The organism is Janthinobacterium sp. ROICE36, assembly GCF_002869965.1.
Classification (GTDB): domain Bacteria; phylum Pseudomonadota; class Gammaproteobacteria; order Burkholderiales; family Burkholderiaceae_D; genus Janthinobacterium.
The window spans coordinates 1-25,524 of record NZ_PEBS01000077.1 but is presented as its reverse complement, the minus strand read 5'-3'; the positions used below and the strand labels follow the sequence as shown (position 1 = coordinate 25,524).

At 60.7% G+C, this 25,524-nt stretch carries 23 protein-coding genes and 2 tRNA genes; 18 read left to right on the top strand and 7 right to left on the bottom strand.

All coding sequences use genetic code 11. The annotated features are described in order from the left end of the window. Positions 1-851: 851 nt before the first annotated feature. Positions 852-1,394 (top strand): inorganic diphosphatase, encoded by a 543-nt coding sequence (gene ppa, locus CSZ94_RS23060; protein WP_102123660.1) that lies wholly within the window; start codon positions 852-854, stop codon positions 1,392-1,394. A gap of 57 nt (positions 1,395-1,451) precedes the next feature. Here ppa and CSZ94_RS23055 read toward each other — a convergent pair whose 3' ends face one another. After that, the gene (locus CSZ94_RS23055; RefSeq protein ID WP_102123659.1) at positions 1,452-2,585 is read right to left on the bottom strand and encodes a GNAT family N-acetyltransferase; all 1,134 of its coding nucleotides are present in this window, start codon (positions 2,583-2,585) and stop codon (positions 1,452-1,454) included. Between the two features lie 102 nt (positions 2,586-2,687). Between CSZ94_RS23055 and CSZ94_RS23050 the strand changes: the two genes are divergently transcribed. Beyond that, positions 2,688-4,304, top strand: coding sequence for an NAD+ synthase (locus tag CSZ94_RS23050; protein WP_102123658.1), 1,617 nt, complete (start codon positions 2,688-2,690; stop codon positions 4,302-4,304). 41 nt (positions 4,305-4,345) lie between these two features. Further along, positions 4,346-4,684, top strand: coding sequence for a P-II family nitrogen regulator (locus CSZ94_RS23045; protein WP_034758685.1), 339 nt, complete (start codon positions 4,346-4,348; stop codon positions 4,682-4,684). A gap of 24 nt (positions 4,685-4,708) precedes the next feature. Here the strand turns inward: CSZ94_RS23045 and CSZ94_RS23040 are convergent, their stop codons facing one another. The 3 genes from CSZ94_RS23040 to trxB form a co-directional block, all read right to left on the bottom strand. Then, positions 4,709-5,338: a trimeric intracellular cation channel family protein gene (locus tag CSZ94_RS23040; RefSeq protein ID WP_102123657.1), complete on the bottom strand. Its 630-nt coding sequence runs from the start codon at positions 5,336-5,338 to the stop codon at positions 4,709-4,711. Positions 5,339-5,440: 102 nt separating this feature from the next. Beyond that, positions 5,441-6,115 (bottom strand): Smr/MutS family protein, encoded by a 675-nt coding sequence (locus CSZ94_RS23035; protein ID WP_102123656.1) that lies wholly within the window; start codon positions 6,113-6,115, stop codon positions 5,441-5,443. Positions 6,116-6,122: 7 nt separating this feature from the next. Next, a complete protein-coding gene (gene trxB / locus CSZ94_RS23030) occupies positions 6,123-7,076 on the bottom strand; it encodes a thioredoxin-disulfide reductase (RefSeq protein ID WP_102123655.1) in 954 nt (317 codons plus the stop codon). A 215-nt stretch (positions 7,077-7,291) separates the two neighbouring features. Between trxB and CSZ94_RS23025 the strand changes: the two genes are divergently transcribed. The 3 genes from CSZ94_RS23025 to CSZ94_RS23015 all read left to right on the top strand — a co-directional run bounded on the left by CSZ94_RS23025 (position 7,292) and on the right by CSZ94_RS23015 (position 11,703). Next, complete coding sequence (locus CSZ94_RS23025) at positions 7,292-9,652, top strand: DNA translocase FtsK (protein WP_102123654.1); 2,361 nt, start codon at positions 7,292-7,294, stop codon at positions 9,650-9,652. Positions 9,653-9,657: 5 nt separating this feature from the next. After that, entirely contained in the window at positions 9,658-10,314 is a 657-nt protein-coding gene (gene lolA / locus CSZ94_RS23020; protein WP_102123653.1) for an outer membrane lipoprotein chaperone LolA, read from the top strand. 69 nt (positions 10,315-10,383) lie between these two features. Further along, positions 10,384-11,703, top strand: a complete 1,320-nt coding sequence (locus CSZ94_RS23015; protein ID WP_102123652.1) for a replication-associated recombination protein A — start codon at positions 10,384-10,386, stop codon at positions 11,701-11,703. 2 nt (positions 11,704-11,705) lie between these two features. Here the strand turns inward: CSZ94_RS23015 and CSZ94_RS23010 are convergent, their stop codons facing one another. Then, positions 11,706-12,446 carry an NAD-dependent epimerase/dehydratase family protein gene (locus tag CSZ94_RS23010; RefSeq protein ID WP_102123651.1) on the bottom strand — a complete coding sequence of 247 codons (741 nt, stop codon included), beginning with the start codon at positions 12,444-12,446 and terminating at the stop codon, positions 11,706-11,708. Further along, positions 12,443-12,733, bottom strand: a complete 291-nt coding sequence (locus CSZ94_RS23005) for a DUF2917 domain-containing protein (protein ID WP_180977591.1) — start codon at positions 12,731-12,733, stop codon at positions 12,443-12,445. Before CSZ94_RS23005 ends, CSZ94_RS23010 begins: the two co-directional genes overlap by 4 nt. A 180-nt stretch (positions 12,734-12,913) precedes the next feature. Between CSZ94_RS23005 and CSZ94_RS23000 the strand changes: the two genes are divergently transcribed. The 6 genes from CSZ94_RS23000 (at position 12,914) to hisC (ending at position 17,976) form a co-directional block, all read left to right on the top strand. After that, positions 12,914-14,335, top strand: coding sequence for an aminotransferase-like domain-containing protein (locus CSZ94_RS23000; RefSeq protein ID WP_102123661.1), 1,422 nt, complete (start codon positions 12,914-12,916; stop codon positions 14,333-14,335). Between the two features lie 148 nt (positions 14,336-14,483). Next, positions 14,484-14,687: a hypothetical protein gene (locus CSZ94_RS22995; RefSeq protein ID WP_102123649.1), complete on the top strand. Its 204-nt coding sequence runs from the start codon at positions 14,484-14,486 to the stop codon at positions 14,685-14,687. 146 nt (positions 14,688-14,833) lie between these two features. Next, positions 14,834-16,123, top strand: coding sequence for a serine--tRNA ligase (gene serS / locus CSZ94_RS22990; protein ID WP_102123648.1), 1,290 nt, complete (start codon positions 14,834-14,836; stop codon positions 16,121-16,123). 77 nt (positions 16,124-16,200) lie between these two features. Further along, positions 16,201-16,290, top strand: a tRNA-Ser gene (locus tag CSZ94_RS22985). 319 nt (positions 16,291-16,609) lie between these two features. Next, positions 16,610-16,699, top strand: a tRNA-Ser gene (locus tag CSZ94_RS22980). Between the two features lie 218 nt (positions 16,700-16,917). Then, a complete protein-coding gene (gene hisC, locus CSZ94_RS22975) occupies positions 16,918-17,976 on the top strand; it encodes a histidinol-phosphate transaminase (RefSeq protein ID WP_102123647.1) in 1,059 nt (352 codons plus the stop codon). Between the two features lie 47 nt (positions 17,977-18,023). On the opposite strand, the gene CSZ94_RS22970 is transcribed toward hisC, so the two are convergent. Beyond that, the gene (locus tag CSZ94_RS22970) at positions 18,024-18,725 is read right to left on the bottom strand and encodes an FxDxF family PEP-CTERM protein (protein ID WP_102123646.1); all 702 of its coding nucleotides are present in this window, start codon (positions 18,723-18,725) and stop codon (positions 18,024-18,026) included. Between the two features lie 214 nt (positions 18,726-18,939). On the opposite strand from CSZ94_RS22970, the gene CSZ94_RS22965 reads away from it, so the two are divergent. The 6 genes from CSZ94_RS22965 to CSZ94_RS22940 form a co-directional block, all read left to right on the top strand. After that, positions 18,940-19,809: an NAD(P)-dependent oxidoreductase gene (locus CSZ94_RS22965; protein WP_102123645.1), complete on the top strand. Its 870-nt coding sequence runs from the start codon at positions 18,940-18,942 to the stop codon at positions 19,807-19,809. A 202-nt stretch (positions 19,810-20,011) separates the two neighbouring features. Continuing rightward, positions 20,012-21,076 (top strand): YeiH family protein, encoded by a 1,065-nt coding sequence (locus tag CSZ94_RS22960; RefSeq protein WP_102123644.1) that lies wholly within the window; start codon positions 20,012-20,014, stop codon positions 21,074-21,076. Between the two features lie 16 nt (positions 21,077-21,092). Continuing rightward, the gene (locus CSZ94_RS22955; protein WP_102123643.1) at positions 21,093-22,397 is read left to right on the top strand and encodes a D-amino acid dehydrogenase; all 1,305 of its coding nucleotides are present in this window, start codon (positions 21,093-21,095) and stop codon (positions 22,395-22,397) included. Further along, positions 22,394-23,209, top strand: a complete 816-nt coding sequence (locus CSZ94_RS22950) for a thiazole synthase (RefSeq protein ID WP_102123642.1) — start codon at positions 22,394-22,396, stop codon at positions 23,207-23,209. The genes CSZ94_RS22955 and CSZ94_RS22950 overlap by 4 nt, the downstream gene beginning before the upstream one ends. Before the next feature lie 72 nt (positions 23,210-23,281). Further along, on the top strand, positions 23,282-24,292 hold the full coding sequence (locus tag CSZ94_RS22945) for a porin (RefSeq protein ID WP_102123641.1): 1,011 nt from the start codon (positions 23,282-23,284) through the stop codon (positions 24,290-24,292). Positions 24,293-24,593: 301 nt separating this feature from the next. Then, on the top strand, positions 24,594-25,524 hold a 931-nt coding region (locus tag CSZ94_RS22940), incomplete at its 3' end, for a thiamine pyrophosphate-binding protein (RefSeq protein ID WP_258001156.1).

Here is a 25,524-nt window from a genome sequence, read left to right as displayed (position 1 = left end):
TCAAGCTCACCGCGCGTCAGGGCGGAGAGATCGGGAGGGGTACGTTTTTTTGCCATGACAGCATGATGAGCCGGTTTGAAAAGGTTTACAACTGTTTTTTGAAACACTGCTCATGCTGAACAGTTACACAGAATGAAAATAACGCCGGTGACCTTTAATACAGGACCGGGCCGGAAAGAGGGAAGCATCATATTCCTTTTTGCAAGGATTTATCGGTGGCGCGTTGAGAACGCCATATTGAATTCAGGGAAGGCGTCGATTGCAGAATATACAAAGTTTGGAATCACCAGAATGTGACAGTTTATCAGAATTGATGATTGCCTTCCGGTCGCGCCATTTTTTTGGCAGGACCGTCATTTGAATCAAATGAACGCTTCAAATAAAAGCAAATATTATGCTGGATGGGGGACTTCCCGGGCTGGCAGGTCGCCTTCAGGAGGGGTATTGAAACGGCAGCGGCATAATGGGGATGCAGTGCGGTGCGAATAATGGCAAGACTGTTGTTATATCTGGCTGTAAAAAATGCAATTCAAATTATAATAACCACGCTTGCGGCATGGTGATATTCAAATGAGAATATGCTGATGTTTCCGGTATTAATTCATATCGCCGGTAGTATTACTTAAGTGTTTTTACTTATTATGTCCGGCGGGATGTTTATTGCTCGCATGGCCAGGTGCGGCGGGCAGCAAAGGCTGGAGAGCGGCGTGCTGCGCGCGCCCGCGGGCCGTGCATGCCACTGTTGTTGGCCTGAGGCGCAAAACGCGGGCGGGCCGCTGCTGCATCGCACAAGCTGCCTGTACTTCGCTATAATTACGCGGTTAAAACACCATCCGCTAATGAGGAACCCCATGAGTTTGAATAAAGTCTCTTCCGGCCGCGACCTGCCGAACGATTTCAACGTCATCATCGAAATCCCGATGAATGCCGATCCGATCAAGTACGAAGTCGACAAGGAAAGCGGCGCGATCTTCGTTGATCGCTTCATGGGTACCGCCATGCATTACCCGTGCAACTACGGCTACGTGCCGAACACCCTGTCGCCGGACGGCGACCCGGTCGACGTGCTGGTCATCACCCCGTTCCCGCTGATCCCAGGCGTGGTCGTGCGCTGCCGTCCTATCGGCGTGCTGAAAATGACCGACGAGGCGGGCGAAGACGCGAAATTGCTGGCCGTGCCAGTCGACAAGGTCCTGTCGATCTACAGCCACTGGCAAAAGCCGGAAGACTTGAACGAACTGCGTTTGCGCCAGATCCAGCATTTCTTTGAGCATTACAAAGATCTGGAAAAAGGCAAATGGGTCAAGATCGACGGCTGGTATGGTCCTGACGTGGCCAAGGAAGAAATCATGAACGGCGTCGCCGCGTTCAAGAAAGATGCCGAAAAAGCATAATAGCAACTGGTAAAAAAACGCTCCCCGCCAGCGATGGCCGGGAGCGTTTTTGTTTTTCTAGCAGCGAAACGGGCTGTGTTCCGTCAATTCATCGAGGTAGGCATCGATGCCGCCCCGTTCGCGCGCGAGGAAGCGTTGCACGGCGTCGGCGAAGGCTGGGTGCGCCAGCCAGTGGGCCGACCAGGTCTTTTGCGGCAGGAAGCCGCGCGCCATCTTGTGTTCGCCCTGCGCGCCCCCTTCGAAGGTGGCGATGCCGTTGGCGATGCAAAACTCCAGCGGCTGGTAATACGCCGTCTCGAAATGCAGACACGGTACGTGCTCAAGCGCGCCCCAGTAGCGGCCGTACAGGGTATCGGCTGTATGCATCACCAGCGAGGCGGCAATGGCCCGGCCTTCCCGTTCTGCAATCACCAACAAGATGTTCTGCGGCATGCTGGCACCGATGCGCCGGAAGAAGTCCAGCGACAAATAGGGAGACGAGCGGTGTTCCGCATAGGTATTGCTGTAGCAGCGGTGGAACAGTTGCCAGTCGGCGTCAAGAGCATCCACGCCGCGCACCTGGCGCAGCGTCACGCCCGCTTCCTGTACCTTGCGCCGCTCGGCGCGGATATTCTTGCGCTTCTTGTGTTCCAGGGTGGCGAGGAATTGCTCGAAATCCGTGTAGCCCGGATTGAGCCAGTGAAACTGCACGCCACTACGCATCAGGTAGCCGGCTTGCTCCAACTGGCGCGCCTCGCTTTCCGGCGGGAACAGGATGTGGCAGGACGAGACCTCGCTGGCTTGCTGCTGGGCCTGCAGGAAGGCCAACAGGGCGGCGCGCGCCTCGCCATCGCGGGCCAGCAAGCGCGTGCCGCTAACGGGCGTAAACGGTATCGCGGACAACAGTTTCGGGTAATATTCAAGGCCATGCTGCTGATACGCCTCGGCCCAGGCCCAGTCGAACACGTATTCACCATACGAATGCAGCTTCAGGTACAGGGGCAGGGCAGCGGCCAGCGTCTCGCCTTGCCACAGCACCAGGTAATTCGGCTGCCAGCCCGTGTCCGCGCTGGCGCAGCCGGACTCATGCAGCGCGTGCAAAAAGGCGTAGGAGAGGAAGGGAGTGGCGTCCGCCTGACTGGCCAGCAGTTCAGACCAGGCCGCTTCGCCAATTTCAGCCAGAGTAGAGACGATAGCCGTGCGATAATTCATTGTTGTAGTGTGCATTCATCACTCTCGGGGCGCCGCCGTCTGCCTGCGCGCCCCTGTCTTGTTCTTGTTTAATAAAATTAATAAAACGAAATTTCCACCATCATGACAGTCAAAGTCGCAATTGCTCAAATGAATAGTACGGTCGGCGATCTGGCCGGCAACCGTGCCAAGATCTTCGATCTTTCCCGCCGCGCCTTTGAAGCGGGCGCCGATATCGTGCTCACGCCGGAACTGTCGCTGGTTGGCTATCCACCCGAGGACCTGTTGCTGCGCAATGCATTCTACGCAAAAACGCAGCAAGCGTTTGCGGGGCTGGCCGCCGATCTGGCCCAGTTCAAGGATTTGCACGTGGTGGTGGGCTTGCCCCTGCAAGACGAGAACGGCGTGCGGCACAATGCCGAGTCCGTGCTGCTGAATGGCGAAGTGCTGGGCACCTACCGCAAGCACGACTTGCCGAACACGACCGTGTTCGATGAAAAACGTTACTTTATATCGTCCGACCAGGCTTTCGTGTTTGGCGTGAAGGGCGTGCGTTTTGGCATCAATATTTGCGAAGACACCTGGTTCGAGCATGCACCGATGCGCGCCCGCGCGGCCGGTGCGCAAGTGCTGCTGGTGCCGAACGGCTCGCCCTACCACATGAACAAGCAGCATTTGCGCTATGAAACCATGCGCAAGAATGTCAGCGCGCAAGGCATGGCCCTCGTGTACGCCAACCTGGTCGGTGGCCAGGATGAGCTGATTTTCGATGGCGACTCGTTCGTCATGGATGCGGCCGGCACGATTTGCGCCCAGCTGCGCCATTTCGAGGAAGATTTGCAGCTAGTCGAGTTCGACGGCGCCACGCCCGTGCCGCAGCCGCTGGCCACGCCGTTGACGACGGAGGCGCAGGTGTACCAGGCGCTGGTGCTGGGGGTGCGCGACTATATAGTCAAGAACGGCTTCCCTGGCGTGCTGATCGGCATGTCCGGTGGCGTCGATTCCGCCTTGACCCTGGCCATTGCCGTCGATGCGCTGGGTGCCGACAAGGTGCGCGCCGTGATGATGCCATCGCAATTTACGGCCGATATCTCGTGGATCGATTCGCGCGACATGGTAAAACGCCTCAATGTGCGCTACGATGAAATTCCGATCAAGCAAACCTTCGACGCCTTCCGCGCTACTCTGGCTGACGAGTTCGCCGGACTGGCGGAAGACGCGACGGAAGAAAACATCCAGGCGCGCATCCGCGGCACCTTGCTGATGGCCCTGTCGAACAAGCATGGCAGTATCGTGTTGACGACCGGCAACAAGAGCGAGATGGCGGTCGGCTATTGCACCCTGTACGGCGACATGGCGGGAGGCTTTGCCGTCATCAAGGATATCGCCAAGACCCTGGTGTACCGCTTGTGTGCCTGGCGCAACAGTGTGTCGGACGTGATACCCGAGCGCATCCTGACGCGCGGACCGTCGGCCGAGTTGCGCGCCGACCAGCTGGACCAGGATTCGCTGCCGCCGTACGAGGTACTCGACGGCATCATGCAACTGTACATGGAAGAAAACCGGCCGATCGCCGAGATTATCGAGGCTGGCTACCCGCCGGCCGATGTGGCCAGGGTCACGCGCCTGATCAAGATCAATGAATACAAGCGGCGCCAGTCGCCGGTGGGCATCCGCGTCACGCACCGTGGCTTCGGCCGCGACTGGCGCTATCCCATTACGTCGAAATTTTACGAATAAGCAGCCATCTGTCCACAATTCAACAATTTTAAGGAGTCGCCATGAAACAGATTACCGCCATCATCAAACCATTCAAGCTCGACGAAGTACGCGAGGCCCTGGCCGATGTGAACGTGACGGGCTTGACCGTGACGGAAGTGAAGGGCTTTGGCCGCCAGAAGGGTCATACCGAGCTGTACCGTGGCGCCGAGTACGTGGTCGACTTCTTGCCGAAAGTGAAAGTCGAAGTGGTGGTGGACGACAGCGTGTCCGAACTGGTGGTCGACGCCATCATCAAGGCAGCCCGCACAGGCAAGATCGGCGACGGCAAGATCTTCGTGCGCGACGTGGAACAGGTGATCCGCATCCGTACCGGCGAAACGGGTCCTGACGCGGTGTAGTGTTCCGGCTTGGGCTGCTGATTTTCAGCGCCCCAGCCGCATGTCGAATTTCCAGCATATCAGGCGCAGAATCGTGATGCCGCTGGCGCTGGTCCACAGCGCAAAGTCGTGCTGGGCGCCGAAGTGCATCTGCAGCAGATAGGCCCAGCAGCCGAAAAACGCGCAAATGGCGTAGGGTTTGCCGTCGCGAAACACCATCGGCACTTCATTGCAGACAATGTCGCGCATCACGCCGCCAAAAATCCCCGTAATCACCCCCATCATCGAGGCGATGAACAGTGGCATGCCGGCGCGCGTCGCTTCGGCAACGCCCGCGATGGCGAACATGCCCAGGCCGATGGCGTCGGCAATGATGATCAGGCGTTCCGAGACGATCTGGCGCAAGTGCTGGATCAGGGGCGCGGCCGTCAGGGCCAGCACGAAGATGAGAATCGCGTATTCCTGGTGCGAGACCCAGAACAGGGGCCGCTTGTCGAGCAGGATGTCGCGCAAGGTGCCGCCGCCAAACGCCGTGATGAACGCCACGACGAACACGCCGACCAGGTCCATGCGCTTGCGGCGCGCTTCGATGAAGCCGGAAAACGCGCCCACCAGGATGGCGATGACCTCAATGATCTTGATCAGCGAGCCAGGCGGCAGTTGGGGTGGCATCATGGGTGGAGCGCTTGAGCGGGAAATAATTGTCACAGGTTAACATTACGCGGCCCCGAATGGTGACAAACGGGGCCGTGTGCAGTGCGGAACTTGTTACTGAAATTAGCGAATGGGCTGAAGAGCGGAAGAAAGCAATACTAGCAGCGCGCCGTCGCCCCCTTCGGAGCGGCGTGCCTGGCAAAAGGCGATGACTTCATCCTTTTGCACGAGCCAGCTGTGCACCATCGATTTCAAGACTGGTTCCTGGCCTTTCGAGCCGAAACCCTTGCCGTGGATCACGCGCACGCAGCGCAGCTTGCGCCGCGTCGCCTGGTTCAGGAAGGCGCCGATGCCGTCGCGCGCCTCGTCGCGGCGCAAGCCGTGCAAATCCAGCTCATCCTGGATGGGCCAATGGCCCTTGCGCATCTTCTTTACCACATCCGGTCCCACGCCGGGGCGGGCGTAGTTCAGGGCCGGATCGTTTTCCAGGTAATGGTCGACCTCGAACAAGTCCGACAGCGACTCGCGCAGCACGGCCGCATCGTCCTCGTCCGGCGTGAGTTTGCGCGCCGGCTGCAGGGTCGCCATGGCGCCCGCCTTGGGCAGGCTGGGCACGTAGCGGTCCGACTCGGGCAGGCGCTTGACGCCGCCGATGCTGGCCTTGAACAGATTGCTTTCCACGCCCTGCACCTTGACTTGCTGGGCGCGCTCAGCCGCGGCTTGCGCGCGCGCGTCCGCCTGCTCCTTGAGCTGCTTGCTGACTGCTTTCAGGTCGGCAAAGTCTTTCATCGACGCCATACGACGCTTACTCCTGGCCTTCCAGGTAGCGCTGGGCATCCAGTGCTGCCATGCAACCCGTGCCGGCGCTGGTGATGGCCTGGCGGTAGATATGGTCTTGCACGTCGCCGGCGGCAAACACGCCCGGCGCGCTGGTGGCGGTGGCCATGCCTTCCAGGCCGGTTTTCGTCTTGATGTAGCCGTTGTGCATCTCCAGCTGGCCTTCGAAGATGCCCGTGTTCGGCTTGTGGCCGATGGCGATGAACACGCCGTGCACGGAGAGCGCTTCGACCTTGCCGTCGATGGTCGACTTGATGTTCAGGCCCGTCACGCCGCTGTCGTTGCCCGTCACTTCATCCAGAGTGTGGTTATATTTCAACACGATCTTGCCTTCGGCAACCTTGGCGTTCAGGCGGTCGATCAAAATCGCTTCCGCGCGGAACTTGTCGCGGCGGTGGATCAGGGTAACTTTATTGGCGATGTTCGACAGGTATAACGCTTCTTCGACGGCCGTATTGCCGCCGCCGACGACGGCCACTTCCTGGTTGCGGTAAAAGAAACCATCGCAGGTGGCGCAGGCGGACACGCCCTTGCCCATGAAGTGCGCTTCCGATGGCAGGCCCAGGTATTGCGCGGACGCGCCCGTGGCGATGATCAGCGTGTCGCACGTGTATTCGTGGCTGTCGCCTTTCAGGCGGATCGGCTTTTCGTTGAGGAAAGTAGTGTGGATGTGGTCAAACACGATTTCCGTATTGAAACGCTCGGCGTGCTGCAGCAAACGCTGCATCAGGTCCGGGCCTTGCACGCCCATCGGGTCGCCGGGCCAGTTTTCCACGTCGGTGGTGGTCATCAGCTGGCCGCCCTGTTCCACGCCGGTGACCAGCATCGGGTTCAGGTTGGCGCGGGCGGCGTAGACGGCGGCGCTGTAGCCGGCTGGGCCGGAGCCGAGGATCAAAACGCGGGCGTGTTTGCTAGTGGTCATGGGAGGCTTCTCTATGAGTGGGGTCTATCCGAATTGGGGGCATACGCGCGAAGAACAAGGACGTATTGCGCTTGCGCAAGCAATCCAGGATTATAGACCAAGCCGCTTGTAGCGACGAATCGTGGGGCCGTCCGGGGCATATATGGCTTAGAATACTTCCTTATTATGGGAAATTCCCTTTCAGAAACATTTTTCACCTTGCAGCGCTTCCCAGAATGACTAAACCAGCCCAGGCCAATCAAAATAGCTACACCCGTAAACCGGTCGAACGCCGGCCCCTGCCCAACCGGCTGGTACGGCTGCTGTCCGAGGCGCGCTGGTTCGCGCTGGCCGCGTTTGCCCTGTATTTCGTGCTGATACTGGCCAGCTTCAACAAGCTCGACCCGGGCTGGTCGCATGCGACCTCCGTCGACAAGGTGGCCAACCTGGGCGGCAAGCTGGGCGCGACCTTCTCCGATCTGTTGCTGTATATCTTCGGCTTTTCCGCCTGGTGGTGGTGCGCCTGGCTGCTGCGCACGGTGTGGCATGGTTATCGCCGCCTGAGCAAGCGCTTCTTGCTGGAAGAGGAAGAGGTGGAGCGCGAGCACCATGTCGAGATGCTGATCCGCATTGTCGGCTTTTCCATCATGCTGATCGGCAGCATGGGCCTGGAATACCTGCGCATGGCGAAAAGCCTGCACGTGCAGCTGCCGCGCGAGCCGGGCGGCGTGCTGGGCCAGTTGGTGGGGCACTCGGCCCACGTGGCCTTCGGTTTCACGGGCGCTACTTTATTACTGTTGCTGCTGTTCGGCCTGGGTTTCAGCCTGTTCTTCCATGTGTCCTGGCTGCAAGTGGCCGAGCGTATCGGCGGCGCCATCGAAGACGCCTTTCACTGGTTCGTGCTGCGCTACCAGGACCGCGAAGACCGCCGCCAGGGCGAAGTGGCTGCCGTGCGCCGCGACGAAGTGGTGGTCATCGAGCGGGCCAAGCACGTGGAAAAGCACGTGGCCGCGCCGCCCGTCAAGATCGAGCCGCAAGTGGTCACCGTGGTGAAATCGGAGCGCGTGGAAAAGGAGCGCCAGGCGCATTTGTTTGAAACTCCCGGCGACGGCAAATTGCCGCCGCTGTCACTGCTCGATGAAGCGCCGCCCGTGGTGGAAACGGTGTCCGTGGAAACGCTGGAATTTACGAGCCGCCTGATCGAAAAGAAATTGTCCGACTTTGGCGTGGATGCCAAGGTAGTGGTCGCTTACCCCGGCCCCGTGGTGACGCGCTATGAAATCGAGCCGGCCACAGGCGTGAAGGGCAGCCAGATCGTGGGCCTGGCGCGCGACCTGGCCCGTTCGCTGTCGCTGACCTCGATTAGAGTGGTGGAAACCATTCCCGGCAAAAATTACATGGCGCTGGAATTGCCGAACAGCAAGCGCCAAATCGTGCGCCTGACGGAAATCCTCGGCTCCAAGGTCTACAACGATGGCGTGTCCAGCCTGACGATTGCGCTGGGCAAGGATATCGCCGGCAAGCCCGTCGTGGCCGACCTGGCCAAGATGCCCCACTTGCTGGTGGCCGGTACCACGGGTTCCGGTAAATCGGTGGGCATCAATGCGACGATTTTGTCGCTGCTGTATAAATCCGATCCGCTCGACGTGCGCCTGATTCTGATTGATCCGAAGATGCTGGAAATGTCCGTCTACGAAGGCATCCCGCACTTGCTGGCACCCGTCGTCACCGACATGCGCCAGGCGGGCCACGCGCTGAACTGGGCCGTAAACGAGATGGAACGCCGCTACAAGCTGATGAGCAAGATGGGCGTGCGTAACCTGGCCGGTTATAACGCGAAGATTGCCGATGCGAAAAAGCGCGAAGAACACATCCCGAATCCGTTCAGCCTGACGCCCGATTCGCCGGAGCCGCTGGAAAAACTGCCCACCATCGTCATCATCATCGACGAGCTGGCCGATTTGATGATGGTGGTGGGTAAAAAAGTCGAGGAATTGATCGCGCGTATCGCGCAAAAGGCGCGCGCCGCTGGTTTGCACTTGATTCTGGCCACGCAGCGCCCATCTGTAGACGTGATCACGGGGCTGATCAAGGCCAACATCCCCACGCGCATCGCCTTCCAGGTATCGTCGAAGATCGACTCGCGCACCATTCTGGACCAGATGGGGGCGGAAGCCCTGCTGGGCATGGGCGACATGTTGTACATGCCGCCCGGCACCGGCTTGCCGATGCGCGTGCACGGCGCGTTTGTTTCCGATGAAGAAGTCCACCGGGTCGTCAGCTATCTGAAACTGCAGGGCGAACCGAATTACATCGAGGGCATCCTCGAAGGCGGCACCCTGGAAGGCGATGGCGCCGAAGGCGGCGCGCCGGGCGAGGGCGGCGGCGAGGCCGATGCCCTGTACGACCAGGCGGTAGCGGTGGTGCTGAAAAATCGCCGCGCCTCGATTTCGCTGGTGCAGCGTCATTTGCGCATCGGCTACAACCGCGCCGCCCGTCTGCTTGAGCAGATGGAGCAGAGCGGGGTGGTATCAACCATGCAATCCAATGGCAACCGGGAAATCCTGGTGCCGGCGGCCAGTGCCGAACAAGGGTAAACAGAATGAAGAACACGACTTTCGCAACAAAAATGATGATAGGCGCGGCCAGTGTCGCCTGCAGCCTGCTGTGCGCGGCCAGCGCCTCGGCCAGTGCGCTGGAGCAATTCAAGAGCTTTGCGGCCGGCACCAAGTCGGCCAGGGGCGAATTCGTGCAGCGCCAGGTCAAGAAGCCGGACGCCAGCGGCAAGGCGAAAGTGTCGACGCCAGCCAGCGGCACGTTTGAGTTTGCCCGTCCAGGCAAGTTCATCTGGACCTATCTGAAACCGTACGAACAGCTGCTGCAAGCCGATGGCGACAAGTTATATATCTACGACAAGGACTTGAGCCAGGTGACGGTAAAGAAACTGGGCGACGCCCTCGGTTCCTCGCCAGCGGCCATCTTGTTTGGCAGCAACGACCTGGAAAAGAATTTCACCCTGGCCGAAGCGGGCACGCGCGATGGCCTGGAATGGCTGAAAGCCACGCCGAAAGCCAAGGACACGACCTTCGATGAAATCACCATCGGCCTGCGCAATGGCGTGCCGGAAGCGATGGAATTGCGCGACTCGTTCGGCCAGACGTCGATTTTGTCGTTCAAGAATTTCCAGAAAAACCCGGCCTTGTCTGCCAATCACTTTAAATTTGTCATGCCCAAGGGCGCCGATGTGATTAATAATTAATTTTTCGCATACTGTTATTGACCGGCCTCGCACCATGCGGGGCCTTTGCATTCTTACCCGGTAAATATTATGGCGGATCTCTTTTCCACCGCACCGCGCCAGCCGCTGGCCGAAGCCTTGCGGCCGAGCACCCTCAACGAAGTCATCGGCCAGACGCATTTGCTGGGCGTCGGCAAGCCGCTGCGCCTGGCCTTCGAGGCAGGCAAGGCCCATTCGATGATCTTGTGGGGGCCGCCCGGCGTGGGCAAGACGACCCTGGCACGCCTGATGGCCAACGCCTTCGACAGCGAATTCATCGCCCTGTCGGCCGTGTTTGCCGGCGTGAAAGATATCCGCGCAGCCATGGACCAGGCCCGTCACAGCCTGGACCAGTTCGGCAAGCACACCTTGTTGTTCGTCGATGAAATCCACCGGTTCAACAAGTCGCAACAGGATGCTTTGCTGCCCTTCGTCGAGTCGGGCTTGGTGACCTTCATCGGCGCGACGACGGAAAACCCCAGCTTCGAAGTCAATTCGGCGCTATTGTCGCGCGCGCAAGTGTATGTGTTGAAATCGCTCGACGAAGACGAGATGAAGCTGCTGCTGGCCAAGGCGCAAAGCACGGCGCTGATGCATTTGAGCTTCGACGAGGCGGCCGCCGATACCCTGATCGGCTACGCGGATGGCGATGCGCGCCGTTTCCTAAACTTGCTGGAGCAGGCCGAGACGGCCGCCAGCTCGACGGGTACGAGCAAGATCGACGCAGCCTTTGTCGACAATGCGCTGACCTTGAATTCGCGCCGCTTCGACAAGGGCGGCGATAATTTCTATGACCAGATTTCCGCCCTGCATAAATCCGTGCGGGGTTCGAACCCGGATGCGGCGCTGTACTGGTTTTGCCGCATGATCGACGGCGGTGCCGACCCGCGCTATTTGTCGCGGCGCATCGTGCGCATGGCCTGGGAAGACATCGGCCTGGCCGACCCGCGCGCCTTGACCATGGTCAATGATGCGGCGGCAACGTATGAACGCCTGGGGTCGCCCGAAGGCGAGCTGGCGCTGGGGCAGGCCGTGATCTACCTGGCCATCGCCGCGAAAAGCAATGCCGGCTACAACGCCTTCAACACGGCCATGGCTTTCGTCAAGAAGGATAAATCGAAGGAAGTGCCCGTGCACTTGCGCAATGCGCCCACGAAACTGATGAAGGAACTGGGCTACGGCCACGCCTACCGCTACGCGCACGACGAACCCGACGCGTATGCGGCTGGCGAAACCTATTTCCCGGACGGCATGGCCGAACCGGGCTGGTACCAACCCGTGCCGCGCGGCCTGGAAAGCAAGATCGCCGATAAATTGGCGTGGCTGCGCGAGCTGGACAGAAAAGCAGGAAAACCAGCCGGCAAGGGCTGAGGCTACAAGCCCAACAAGGTAAAACCGTCATCCTGCGGCGCGTAGCCGACCAGCTGGCGCGTTGCCGCGATGGACAGCCGCTTGTAGCGGTTGTCCGACACGCCATGCACGACGTGGTAGCCGGCCGGTACGTCCGCCGCCACGCAGCATGCCAGCAGCTGCACCACGTCGCGTTCGCTGATAAAGGCGGCGATGTCGCGCGCGCTGTGCTGTTGACCTGGCGCAAAGTGGGCCACGTTGGCGATGCGCACGGCAATCGCCGTCATGCCATGCTGGTGCGCGAACGCGGCAGCCACGCCTTCGCCGAAGGCCTTGCTGGCGCCATACATATTGGCGGGCCGGGCCGGCATGTGCTCATGCACCTGCATATCCAGCGGATAGCCCTCGATGGCTTGCGCGCTGCTGGCAAATACCACTCTTTTCACTTCCTGCACGTGTGCCGCGCGGAAGATGTTGTGCGTGCCGATGATGTTCGGCTGCAGCAATTGCGCATCGAAATCGGCGCTGGCGTGCGGCACACCGGCCAGGTGCAGCACCACGTCGATGTCGGCGCAGGCGGCCAGGCAGGCAGCATAGTCGCTGACATCGGGGGGCAAGGACGGGCAGGGCGCTGACGCCAGCCCATCAGTGTGCAGGTCGGCCAGGCGCAGGGAGAATTCCCCGTGCCGGCGCTTCCAGAAAGCGGTGCCGATGATGCCGGCGGCGCCCGTGACGAGCACGCGCAATGGTGGTGATTGAATCATGTATTCCTTGTATTCAGTGTGTGAGGCAGTGCCAGGTTCCGCCAGCGCAGCAGGGTAGGGCGGGGTGCGGCTGTCCCATGCACGCGGATATGTCCGCTACCTACGGCTTCGACCAGCACCAGGCCATCATTCGGTATCGTGTAGCGTTCGCCGCTGCGCAGCACGCAATCGTCGAACTGGGCGTAGGCCGTGATCCAGGCCATGCCGGACAGGCATTCGATGACCTTGGCGTGCGATTTTTCCAGGCGCAAGGGCCGTTCGCTGCATAATTCGTGGTCGGTATGCATGGCATCGCTCCTGTTGTGCTGACAGGAACAGCTTAGGCGCTTGTCTTGAACCATGACAGATGCAGAAAAACGAAATTGTGATGATCACAGTGACCTTTGCCGTACACTGTGCTTATCAAAAAATCGGGTAACTGTATCTGTGCCGGCGTCGAGCGGCAGCCGCATACTGAAGGGATGAACATGAGCGCGCATTTGAATCTGTACGAGCACCTGGCCAACGAGCTGGGCGCCTTGATCGACTCGCGCGTGTTCGCGCCCGGCGACCGCCTGCCATCGATCCGCCACCTGGCGCAGCAAAAGCGCATCTCCATCAGCACGGTGATGCAAGCGCTGCGCCTGATGGAAGACAGGGGGCAAGTCGATGCGCGGCCCCAGTCCGGCTATTTCGTGCGCCACCGGGCCCCGCGCCGTCCCTGCAGCTTTGACGCCCAGCACTTGAAGGCGCCGGCCTTTGTCGGCATCAATAATCTCTTGATGCGCGTGCTGAAGGACAACGAAACGGCGAATATCGTCCAGCTGGGTACGGCCTGGCCGCCCGACGAGATATTGCCCATCAAGCGCATGCAGCGCACCATCAGCGCGGTGGCGCGGCGCGAGCCCGTCTTGCTCTCCAAAGTCAGTTGCTATGACGTCAGCGAAAGCAATTTCTTGCGCCAGGTCACGCGCCGGGCGCTGGACTGGGGCAAGCTGGACCCGCATGAGATCGTCGTGACGAATTCCTGTACGGAAGCGATCAGCCTGTGCCTGCGCGCCGTGGCCAAGCCGGGCGACACCATCGCCATCGAATCGGCCACGTATTTCGTGCTGCTGCAGATGATCGAAAGCCTGGGCATGAAGGCGCTGGAAATTCCCACCGACCCGAAGACGGGGCCGTCGCTCGATGCGCTGGAGCTGGCCCTGCGCGCCGGCCTCGTGCAGGCGTGTCTGTTCGTGCCGAACGCGAATAACCCGCTCGGTTGCGTCATGCCGGAAGCCAACAAGAAGCGGCTGGCGGGTCTGCTGTCGGAATTCAATATTCCGCTGGTGGAAGACGATGTGTATGGCGACCTGTGCTTTGCGCCGCAGCGTCCCTGGCCCGTGAAGGCCTACGATACGAGCGGCAACGTTTTATTGTGCTCCTCGTTTTCCAAGGCGATCACGCCCGCGTCGCGCGTGGGTTACGTGCTGGCCGGGCGCTTCGCGCAGGAAGTGGCCCTGCTGAAAACCGTGTCGAGCGGTGCCACCAGCCATTTCTTCCAGGCCGTGCTGGCTGACTTCCTGGAGGGTAGCAGCTACGACCAGCAGCTGCGCAAGATGCGGCGCACCCTGGTGCAGCGCATTGCGCGCATGTCGGACGCGGTGGCGGCCAGCTTTCCGCTTGAGTGCATGCTGTCCGAGCCGCAGGGCGGTTTCGTGCTGTGGGTGCAAATGCCGCCGCAAGTCGATGCGCTGGCCCTGCACGGCCAGGCTATTGCCGACGGCGTGGCGTATATGCCGGGCCAGCTGTTCTCGGCCTCGGGCAAGTTCAGCAATTATCTGCGCCTCAATTGCGGCAATGCGTGGACGCCGCGCATCGAGCAAGCGATTGGCCGTTTGGGGCGCCTCGTCAAGGACGCCTTGTAACTATTCTTCGCGCTTCAGTTGCCGTTTTTCACCGTTCGCTCCCTGTTTTTCGCCGCTGGTCGCAAGCCGGTGGCCTTGTTCGTGGCCGTTGGCTAAAGTATCACCATACCAGCAGCAGTCAACGACGCAAACTAACCAGGAGTCAATCATGCACGCACTGAAAAACATGGAAATCACCTTTGTCGCCGCCGCCATCATCGCCATCGGCGCCAGCTTCGCCAGCGCCGGCGCGAATACGGTGGAAGTGAGCGCGAACAGCGCCGTGATCGCCCAGGCTGCCGACAGCACGATGCCCGTCGTCACCGTCAGCGCCCGCCGCCTGACCGCTGCCGAAAAAGCCGCGTTCATTTAAGCAATAAGCGAAGCAGAAAATGTAAAGCGGGCGCAAGTGCCCAGCCACACTGCCATGAAGATGGTGGACCGTGCGCAAAACTCATCGAAGTGAACAGGGTCTTGGTACAATGGGTGCTTTCGATACGTCGGCACCGCCATCCACCCATGATAGATATCCAACTTCTCCGTAAAGACATCGCCACCGTCGCAGAACGCCTGGCGACGCGCAAATTCCAGCTCGACGTGGCAGGTTTCAATGCCCTCGAAGCCGAACGCAAGGCGATCCAGACGCGCACCGAAGAGCTGCAGGGCAAGCGCAATGCGCTGTCCAAGCAAATCGGCATGTTGAAAGGCAAGGGGGAAGATACCTCGGCCGTGATGGCGCAAGTGGCTGGCCTGGGCGATGAACTGAAAGCCGATGAAGCGGCCCTGACCGTGGTGCAAGCCAAGCTGAGCGACTTCATCATGGCCGTGCCGAATTTGCCGCACGAATCGTCGCCCGTGGGCACGGACGAGTCGGGCAACGTGGAAGTGCGCAAGGTCGGCACGCCGCGCACTTTTGACTTTGAAGTCAAGGATCACGTCGACGTGGGCGCCCCGCTGGGCCTCGATTTCGAAGTGGCCACCAAGCTGACCGGTTCGCGCTTCTCCGTCATGAAGGGCGGCATCGCCCGTTTGCACCGCGCACTGGCGCAATTCATGCTTAATACGCACGTGGACGAGCACGGCTACACGGAATGCTACACGCCGTACATGGTCAACGCCGATTCGCTGCGCGGCACGGGCCAGCTGCCAAAATTCGAAGCCGATTTGTTTTCGGTGAAAAAAGGCGGCGCGGAAGGCGAGGGCGAGACCTTCTACCTGATCCCCACCTCGGAAGTATCGCTGACCAACATCGCGCGCGATGAAATTCTGGCGCTCGATCAATTGCCCCTGAAAATGACGGCCCACACGCCATGCTTCCGCTCGGAAGCGGGCAGCTACGGTCGCGACACGCGCGGCATGATCCGCCAGCACCAGTTCGACAAGGTGGAAATGGTGCAAGTGGTGCACCCGGACACTTCCTACCAGGTGCTCGATGAAATGGTCGGCCATGCGGAAAGCATCTTGCAACGCCTGGGCTTGCCGTACCGCGTGATGTCGCTGTGCACGGGCGACATGGGTTTCGGCGCCACCAAGACCTTCGACCTGGAAGTGTGGCTGCCGGCGCAGAACACCTATCGCGAGATTTCCTCGCTGTCGAACTGCGAAGCCTTCCAGGCCCGCCGCATGCAGGCGCGTTTCCGCAATGCCGCCGGCAAACCGGAACTGGCGCACACCCTGAACGGCTCCGGCCTGGCAGTGGGCCGCACTTTGGTGGCCGTGCTGGAAAACTACCAGCAGGCAGACGGCAGCGTCGAAATCCCGCCGGTGCTGCGCCCGTACATGGGTGGCCTGACGCATCTGAAAGCTTAAAAATAGTCCTTTTCTTTTTATTGCGGGCTGCTATAATCTTGCCTTCCCGCAGCAATGCAGGAGAGACCGCAGTAAATGGAGAGGTGGCAGAGTGGTCGAATGTACTTGACTCGAAATCAAGCGTACGTTAAATCGTACCGTGGGTTCGAATCCCACCCTCTCCGCCAGAACAAATAGAAAAAGCTCCCGCAAGGGAGCTTTTTTTATTTGTGCCGGCGCAGAGGAGTACGCCCCCTGCGGGGCGTACGCGTGGGATTCGAAGACGAGCGCGTACTCGCGCGAGGCTCTCCGAATCGTCCAATTGGTTTTTGCCTTGGTGTGCGCGGGCGCGAGGCTCCCCGATTCGCCCCTATGGGTTTTGGTTTCAGTTACCAGCCCTCAGTTGCAAATCGCCAATAAACCCCTACCCAACCCAACAACACCCATGCTAAAATAGTGCCTCGTTCAAACCGGCACGCCAGTTCGAATGAATAGACCGCAGTAAACGGAGAGGTGGCAGAGTGGTCGAATGTACTTGACTCGAAATCAAGCGTACGTTAAATCGTACCGTGGGTTCGAATCCCACCCTCTCCGCCAGAATACATAAGAGAAGCTCCCGCAAGGGAGCTTTTTTTATACCCACTACATAGGCAAGCCACCAGCGCAACAATGCAGGTAGAAAAACCGCCCAAAGCGCGCAGCGCAAGGCGTTTTTTCCTCCATTCAGGCAGTAACTGCCAGCGCCCCCGCCACCTTGATCTGCCCCAGCCATGGTAATCTACCCGATCACCATCCTGCCCCCACCAATACAAGCAATGAGCCGATTCTGGAGCAACATCGTCAGCGAGCTGACCCCCTACATCCCCGGCGAGCAGCCGAAACTGCCCGACCTGGTCAAACTCAACACCAACGAAAACCCCTACGGCCCATCGCCCCAGGTGCTGGCCGCGCTGCACGAAGCAGCCAACGACACCCTGCGCCTGTACCCTGATCCTTTCGCCAACGAACTGAAGCAAACCCTGGCCGACTACCACGGCTTGACCAGCGCGCAAGTGTTCGTCGGCAACGGTTCCGACGAAGTGCTGGCGCTGGCCTTCATGGCCTTGCTCAAGCACGATGCGCCGCTGCTGTTCCCCGACATCAGCTACAGTTACTATCCCGTGTATTGCAAGCTGTACGGCATCGATTACCGCACGGTAGCGCTCGACGAGTCCATGCGCATCCGCCCGGAAGACTACCAGGGGCCATGCGGCGCCATCATCTTCCCCAATCCCAACGCGCCCACGGGCGTGGACTTGCCGCTGGCCGGCGTGGAAACCTTGCTGCGAGGCCATCCCGATGCCGTGGTGGTCGTCGATGAAGCGTATGTCGATTTCGGCGGGGAAAGTAGTGTGGCCCTGGTCAAGCGTTATCCGAACTTGCTGGTGGTGCAGACGTTCTCGAAATCGCGCTCGCTGGCCGGCTTGCGCGTGGGCTGTGCCTTCGGGCATCCGGACTTGATCGAGGCGCTGGAAAGAGTCAAGAACAGTTTCAATTCGTATCCGCTGGACCGGCTGGCGCTGGCCGGCGCCGTGGCGTCGCTGCATGACGAAGCGTATTTCCAGCAGAAGCGCCAGGCCGTCATCGCCAGCCGTGAACAGCTGACGGCAAACTTGACGGCGCTGGGCTTCGAGGTGCTGCCCTCGGTGGCCAACTTTGTCTTTGTCCGCCACCCGCAGCATGACGCGGCGCAACTGGTGGCCGGCTTGCGCGCCCGCTCCGTGATCGTGCGCCATTTCAATGCGCCGCGCATCAGCCAGTATTTGCGCATCAGCATCGGTAACGCGGGTGAATGCGCGGCCCTGATGGCGGCCTTGCGCGAGCTGTTGCCGTGATGGCCGACCTGGTATGGCTGCAGGCAGCCTTACCAGGCGCCAGTGGCTTAGCCTTGGCTGGTCCGGCGGCGGCGTGCCATGAAGCCCAGCAAACCCAGCCCGCCCAACAGCATGCCGTAAGTGGCTGGCTCGGGTACGGCCGACACGGTCAGGTTATTGATGGTTGGCCAGATACCGACCTGTCCGGCAGTGCTGACGCTCAGGTCGGAGAAGGCGCCCGACGATAAGAAGCCGATAAATGACGCCTGCGTCGGCAAGGTCAACTCGTAGGTGAGCATTTCACCCAGCGCATTGCGGGCGGTCAGGGTCACGCTTTGGCTGTCGGCATATTCACCGACAAAGTTCGACCCAAAGAAGAATCCCCCCACGCCTCGCACGGCGCTGGAAAAGTTGGAGAACAATACGTTGTCGTTGCGGTCGTTCGTACTCAGCCAGTTGTCACTGCCCGTGCCGGCGCCATACAGGATGGGCGAGACGCCAACGCTGCTTGCTGTGTAGGCGTAGCTGCCAGCGCTACGGTTCAGGGGACCGCCAAGGTTATCGATCGGCAAATCATCAAAGGTATCGACACCGGTATTGCCTACGGCTGCCAGATAAGCAGACTGGCTGGTAAAGACCGTGATGTCAGCCTGTGCAGCGCTGGCGGCGAGCAGCAGGACGGCTGCGCTCATGATTTTCAGGCGGGAGAATGTGGTTTGCAAGATGGACTCCTTAACAGGGATGGGGAAAAGGGCGGTGGCACTGTGCATTGAAATTCCTAATGCCAGTTCAATATAGTATTTGCTAGAAAAAAATGCAACATAAAGTTTCTTTATGATAATTCTTATCTTGCATAGTTGACATGCAGATGTTCCTCATGCGCCACTGCTTGCGCACCTTGCTGGCCAGATGGTCGCGCCATGCTGCCGGCACAGGCCATTTGTGCAACAATAATCAGATTCATACCTCGACAGGACGGACAATATGGCAAAAGTGGCATTCATCGGTTTGGGCGTCATGGGTTTCCCCATGGCAGGGCACTTGGCGGCGGGCGGGCACGACGTTACCGTGTACAACCGCAACCCGGTCCGTGCAGCCGCCTGGCTGGAGCAATACAAGGGCAGCAGCGCCGCCACGCCGGCCGCAGCCGCTGCGGGTGCCGAGTTCGTGTTGACCTGCATCGGCAACGATAACGATCTGTATCAAGTCATCCTGGAAGCGGGCGGCTTGCTGTCCGCCATGGCGCCGGGCAGCGTCCTCATCGACCACACGACGGCCTCCGCCGAAGCGGCACGCACGATCCACGCGGCGGCGCAAGAGAAGGGCGTGTTCTTCCTCGACGCGCCCGTGTCTGGCGGCCAGGCGGGCGCGGAAAACGGCAAGCTGACGGTGATGGTGGGCGGCGATGCGGAGGCGTATGCGCGGGCCGAACCCGTCATCGCCCTGTACGCGCGCGCCGTCACCTACATGGGCGCGTCCGGTTCCGGCCAGCTGACGAAGATGGTCAACCAGATCTGCATCGCGGGCCTGGTGCAAGCCTTGAGCGAAGGCATCGCCTTTGCGGAAAACGCGGGCCTCGATGCGGCCCTGGTGGTCGACGTGATCTCGAAAGGCGCGGCGCAGTCGTGGCAGCTGGAAAACCGGGGCAAGACCATGATAGCGCGCAAGTTCGACTTCGGTTTTGCCGTCGACCTGATGCGCAAAGACCTGGGCATCTGCCTCGCCGAAGCCAAGCGCAACGGCAGCGACTTGCCCGTGACGACCTTGACGGACCAGTTCTATGGTGAAGTGCAGCAGGCGGGCGGCAACCGCTATGACACGTCCAGCCTGATTACCCGTCTGAACAAAAAGTAATGTTTCAGGTATCAGCAACGGCGGCGCGTCCCTGCAAAGGGCCGCGCCGCTTGTCGTTTACGCCAGCATAGACCTTAAAACGTCAGTTTCCGGAACATCCAGTTTCGATTTCATGGAAAAACATGGACTTCGCTAGCTCATCGTGTATTATTAAAAACGAGATGAAATGTCCCAATTTTTAAAACATTATGAGCGGACCCGCATGAAAACCAACTCCTCAGCGATAACACGCGTTGTCGACAAGAACATTCCCTACCTGTCCTCCGCCGTCGCCATCTGGCGTCCCCGCGCCGTGTTGCGCAGCTGGCCCGGCGTGGCCATCGCGCTGGTGATCGCCCTGTCGGCCACCTTTATTTCCAGTAATTACGGCGGCCCCCAGTTGCTGTACGCGCTGTTCTTCGGCCTGGCCTTCCACTTCCTCGCCTCCGACCCCACCTGCAAGCCCGGCATCGAGTTTTGCAGCAAGGTGCTGCTGCGCACAGGCGTGGCCCTGCTGGGCGCGCGCATCACCTTCAACCAGATCGCTTCCGTGGGCGTGACGCCCCTGCTGATCGTCGTCGGCGGCCTGATCGCCACCCTGGGCTTCGGCTACCTGCTGGCCAAATGGCTGAAACGTCCCATCACGGAAGGGATTTTGTCGGGCGGCTCCGTGGCCATCTGCGGCGCCTCGGCAGCGCTGGCCATTTCCGCCGTGCTGCCGCAAACCAAGGAAAACGAAAAGTTTACCTTGCTGACGGTGGTGGGCGTGACGACCCTGTCGACCCTGGCCATGATCGTCTACCCCCTGCTGGTCAAGCTGCTGGGCTTTGACCCGACGGAAGCGGGCGTCTTCATCGGCGGCACCATCCACGACGTGGCGCAAGTGGTGGGCGCCGGTTATCTGGTGAGCAACCATACGGGCGACGTGGCCACCTTCGTCAAGCTGACGCGCGTGGCTTGCCTGGTGCCTGTCGTGCTGGGCTTGTCGATCATGTTCAAGCGCAAGGAAGGCAAGAGCGAAGTCGATGCGCCGCCGCTGGTGCCATTTTTCCTGATCGGCTTTGTCTGGCTCGTCATTACGAATAGCCTGGGCCTGATTCCGCAGGAAGTGAACGGCTGGATCAACAATGCCTCGCGCGCCTGCCTCGTCATCGCCATTGCCGCGCTGGGCGTGAAGACGTCGTTCCAGTCGCTGGCCTCGCTGGGCTGGCGTCCCGTGATCATGCTGGTGATGGAAACGGTGTGGATCGCCGCCTTCGTCGCCATCGCCGTGCTGCTGACGCGCTGATTCCAGGCCATCCGCCATGAAGATCCTTGTCCTCGGCGCCGGCGTGGTCGGCACGGCATCGGCCTGGTATTTGCGCCAGGCTGGCCACGATGTGCGCGTGTTCGAACGCCAGACGGGCGCTGCGCAGGAAACCAGTTTTGCTAATGGCGGGCAGATTTCCGTTTCGCATGCGGAGCCGTGGGCGAATCCGGCCACGCTGCGCAAGGTGCTCACGTGGCTGGGCAAGGACGACGCGCCCCTGCTGTTCCGGCCCGGCCTGGACCCGCTGCAATGGCAGTGGGCGCTGCACTACCTGCGCGAATGCCTGCCGGCCAGGGTGGCGCGCAATATGCGCCAGATCGTCGCCCTGGCTGAGTACAGCCGCCAGAGCCTGCAAGCCTTGCGCCGCGAGACGGGCATAGCCTACGACCACCTGGAGCGGGGTATCTTGCATTTTTACACGGACCAGCAGGAGTTTGATAAATCGCAAGCGGGCGCCGCGCTCTTGCGCGAACTGGGTTGCCAGCGTAACACCGTCAGCGCCGATGAAGTGATCCGCATCGAGCCAGCCCTGGCCTCCGCGCGGGGCCGCATCGTCGGCGGCGACTTCACGGCCAGCGACGAGTCGGGCGACGTGCATCTGTTTACGACGGCCTTGGCCGCGCGCGCCGCTGCGGCCGGCGTGGAGTTTCAGTACGGCGCGACGGTGACGCGCCTGCTGGCGGATGGCGAAAGAGTCACGGGCGTGGAAAGCATCGATGCGCAGGGCCGTCACCGCCTGGAGCACGCCGATGTCGTGGTGGTGGCCATGGGTAGCTTTTCCGCTCCGCTGCTGCAGCCGCTGGGTATCCGTTTGATGCTGTATCCGGGCAAGGGATACTCGGCCACCTATCCGATTCTCGATTCCGCCGTCGCACCGTCCGTGTCGCTGACGGACGATGGTCATAAACTCGTGTTTTCGCGCCTGGGCGAGCGCTTGCGCGTGGCGGGCACGTGCGAGCTGAACGGCTACACGCGCGAACTGAACCCCGTGCGCTGCGCCGCCATCACGCGCCGCGTGCAGGCGCTGTTTCCTTACGCCTGCGATTACAGCGACCCCGTCTACTGGGCTGGCTTGCGCCCCCTCACGCCGTCAAACGTGCCGTACATCGGCGCCACGCGCTACCGCCAGCTGTTCCTCAACACGGGCCACGGCACCCTGGGCTGGACCATGGGCTGTGGCGCTGGCAAGGCAATCGCTGAACTCGTGTCGGGACGGCGGCCCGACGTCGATTTTGCGTTTTGCGGCGTAGCCCCCCGGCAAGAGGCCGCTTTGGTTCAACTTAGGAGAGCACTACGATGAGAGACGACGCCACCCCCAGCCAAGCACCGATCGGCCTGACCCTGGCCGGCACCACCTACCAGTCGCGCCTGCTGGTGGGCACAGGCAAATACAAGGATTTCGAGGAAACGCGATTGGCCATCGAAGAGAGCGGTGCCGAGATCGTCACCGTCACGATCCGCAGGGTCAACATCGGCCAGGAGAAGGGCGAGCCGAATCTGCTCGACTTCATTCCACCGTCGAAATACACGATTCTGCCCAATACGGGCGGCTGCTACAACGCGCGCGACGCCGTCTACACCTTGCAACTGGCGCGCGAGCTGCTGGGCGGGCACCCGCTGTGCAAGCTGGAAGTGCTCGGTGATGAAAAGACCCTGTTCCCGAACATGCCGGAAACCTTGAAGGCGGCGCAGGAGCTGGTGCGCGACGGCTTTCAGGTGATGGTGTATTGCAGCGACGACCCGATCCAGGCGCGCATGCTGGAAGAGATCGGCTGCATCGCCGTCATGCCGCTGGCCTCATTGATCGGCTCGGGCATGGGCATTCTGAATCCGTGGAACTTGTCGCTGATTATCGAGCAGGCCAAGGTGCCCGTGCTGGTCGATGCCGGCGTGGGCACGGCGTCGGACGCGGCCATCGCCATGGAACTCGGCTGCGACGGCATCTTGATGAATACCGCCATCGCGGCGGCGCGCGAACCGATACGCATGGCGCGCGCCATGAAACTGGCAGTGCAGGGCGGACGCGAGGCTTATCTGGCCGGACGCATGCCCCGGAGAGCGGGCGCCATGAGCGCCTCGCCCTCGTCGCCCATGGCCGGGCTGATCGCCTGAGCCAAGTTTGCAGCACCGTAGTTGATTATCGTTTCAAGTTTTTATAAAAACCACAATATATCTGGAGATGACATGAAATACACACTCGTAACGGCGGCCGTCCTGGCCACATTCTTTGCCGGCAGCGCCAGCGCCCAATCGTCCGTCACCGTGTACGGCTTGCTCGACGCTGGCCTGACGTCCGAACACGGCGGCGCGGACGGTTCCGTCACCAAACTGGCCACCGGCGTGCAGTCGGGCAGCCGCATCGGCTTCAAGGGTACGGAAGACCTGGGCAACAACTTGAAGGCTAATTTCTTGCTGGAAAATGGCCTCGACCTCGACACGGGCGCCTACCGCCAGGGTGCCTTGTTCGGGCGCAAGGCCTACGTGGGCCTGTCGGGCGGCTTTGGCGCCGTGAATATCGGCTTGCAGCACAACCCGCTGTTCACCGCGCTGGACAATATCGACCCCTTCGAGACGGGCATGACGGGCGCCTCGATCAACCTGATGAGCGTGGCCAGCCTGCGCACGAAAAACGCCATCATGTACGAGACGCCGAAGGTGAACGGCTTGTCGGCCGCCGTCATGGTCGGCCTCGGCGAAAAGCCGGACAGCAACACCCTGAGTCGCACCATCGACTTTTCCATCGATTACGCCAGCGGTCCGCTGGTGCTGACCCTGGCCCATGACAACCGCAAGGATACGCCGCTGAACACGGCGAAAGTCACCTTGCTGGGCGGCACCTACGACTTCGGCCCCGCCAAACTGCACGCCGCGTATGAAACAGACAAGGACGATGCGGGCACGGATTTCCGCGACGCCATGCTGGGCGTGTCGGCCCCCGTGGGCGCGGCGGGCAGCGTGATGGCGTCCTACATCAAGAAGGATGACCGCACGAACGCGCGGCGCGGCGGGCGCCAGCTGGCCATCGGCTATACCTATGCCTTGTCCAAGCGTACCAACCTGTACACCTCGTACGGGCGCATCAATAACGATGGCGCGGGCAGCAACTTCGTCGGCGACGCTTCCAGCGGCGGCAGCGTGCCCTTGCCTGGCCATAACTCCAGCGCCTTCACGGCCGGCATGCGCCTGAAGTTCTAGGACGCAGCGCAGGAGGTATCGATGGCGGGCTGTCTGTTGCGGATAGCCCGCCATTGTTGTTTCAGGAGTGGGGCAAAGTCAAGGATTCCGGATTCAGGAATGAAACAGTCCGATTTTTCATGAATTTTCATTGACAGCGCATTTCGCAACCGTTAAATTGAATACGTATTTCAAATATCGGAACAAAATATACCGATTTTTCATAAAACCGTAAGGAGACTGAGCCATGACCGATTTGTCCGACCAAAAAGCTGCCGCCGCTGCCGCGGTGAATCCTCCCGCTTCAGTGGGCCCGCAAAAGATGACGCCTTCCGAAGCGTTCGTGGAAACCCTGGCCGCCAATGGCGTGACCGACATGTTCGGCATCATGGGCTCGGCCTTCATGGACCCAATGGATATCTTCGCCCCGGCCGGCATCCGGCTGATTCCCGTCGTGCACGAGCAGGGCGCCGGCCACATGGCTGACGGCTATGCCCGCGTCTCGGGCCGCCATGGCGTGGTCATCGGCCAGAACGGCCCCGGCATCAGCAATTGCGTGACGGCCATCGCCGCCGCCTACTGGGCACATACGCCCGTCGTCATCATTACCCCGGAGACGGGCACCATGAGCATGGGCCTGGGCGGCTTCCAGGAAGCGAACCAGTTGCCGATGTTCGAAGAATTTACGAAATATCAAGGCCACGTCACCCATCCGGCACGCATGGCTGAATACACAGGCCGCTGCTTTGACCGCGCCATGTCGGAAATGGGGCCGACGCAGCTGAACATCCCGCGCGACTATTTCTATGGCGAAATCAAGGCGGAAATTCCGAAGCCGAACCGCCTGGACCGTGGCGCCGGTGGCGAGCAAAGCCTCAACGATGCGGCCGAATTGCTGGCGCAAGCCAAGTTTCCCGTGATCATCTCGGGCGGCGGCGTCGTCATGGGCGAGGCGATCGAAGAGTGCAAGGCCCTGGCCGAGCGCCTGGGTGCGCCCGTCGTCAACAGCTATCTGCATAACGACTCGTTCCCCGCCAGCCACCCGCTGTGGTGCGGTCCGCTCGGTTACCAAGGTTCCAAGGCGGCCATGAAGTTGATCGCCCAGGCCGACGTCGTCGTCGCCCTCGGTTCGCGTTTGGGACCGTTCGGCACCTTGCCGCAGCACGGCATGGATTACTGGCCGAAAAACGCCAAGATCATCCAGATCGACGCGGACAACAAGATGCTGGGCCTGGTCAAGAAAATCTCGGTGG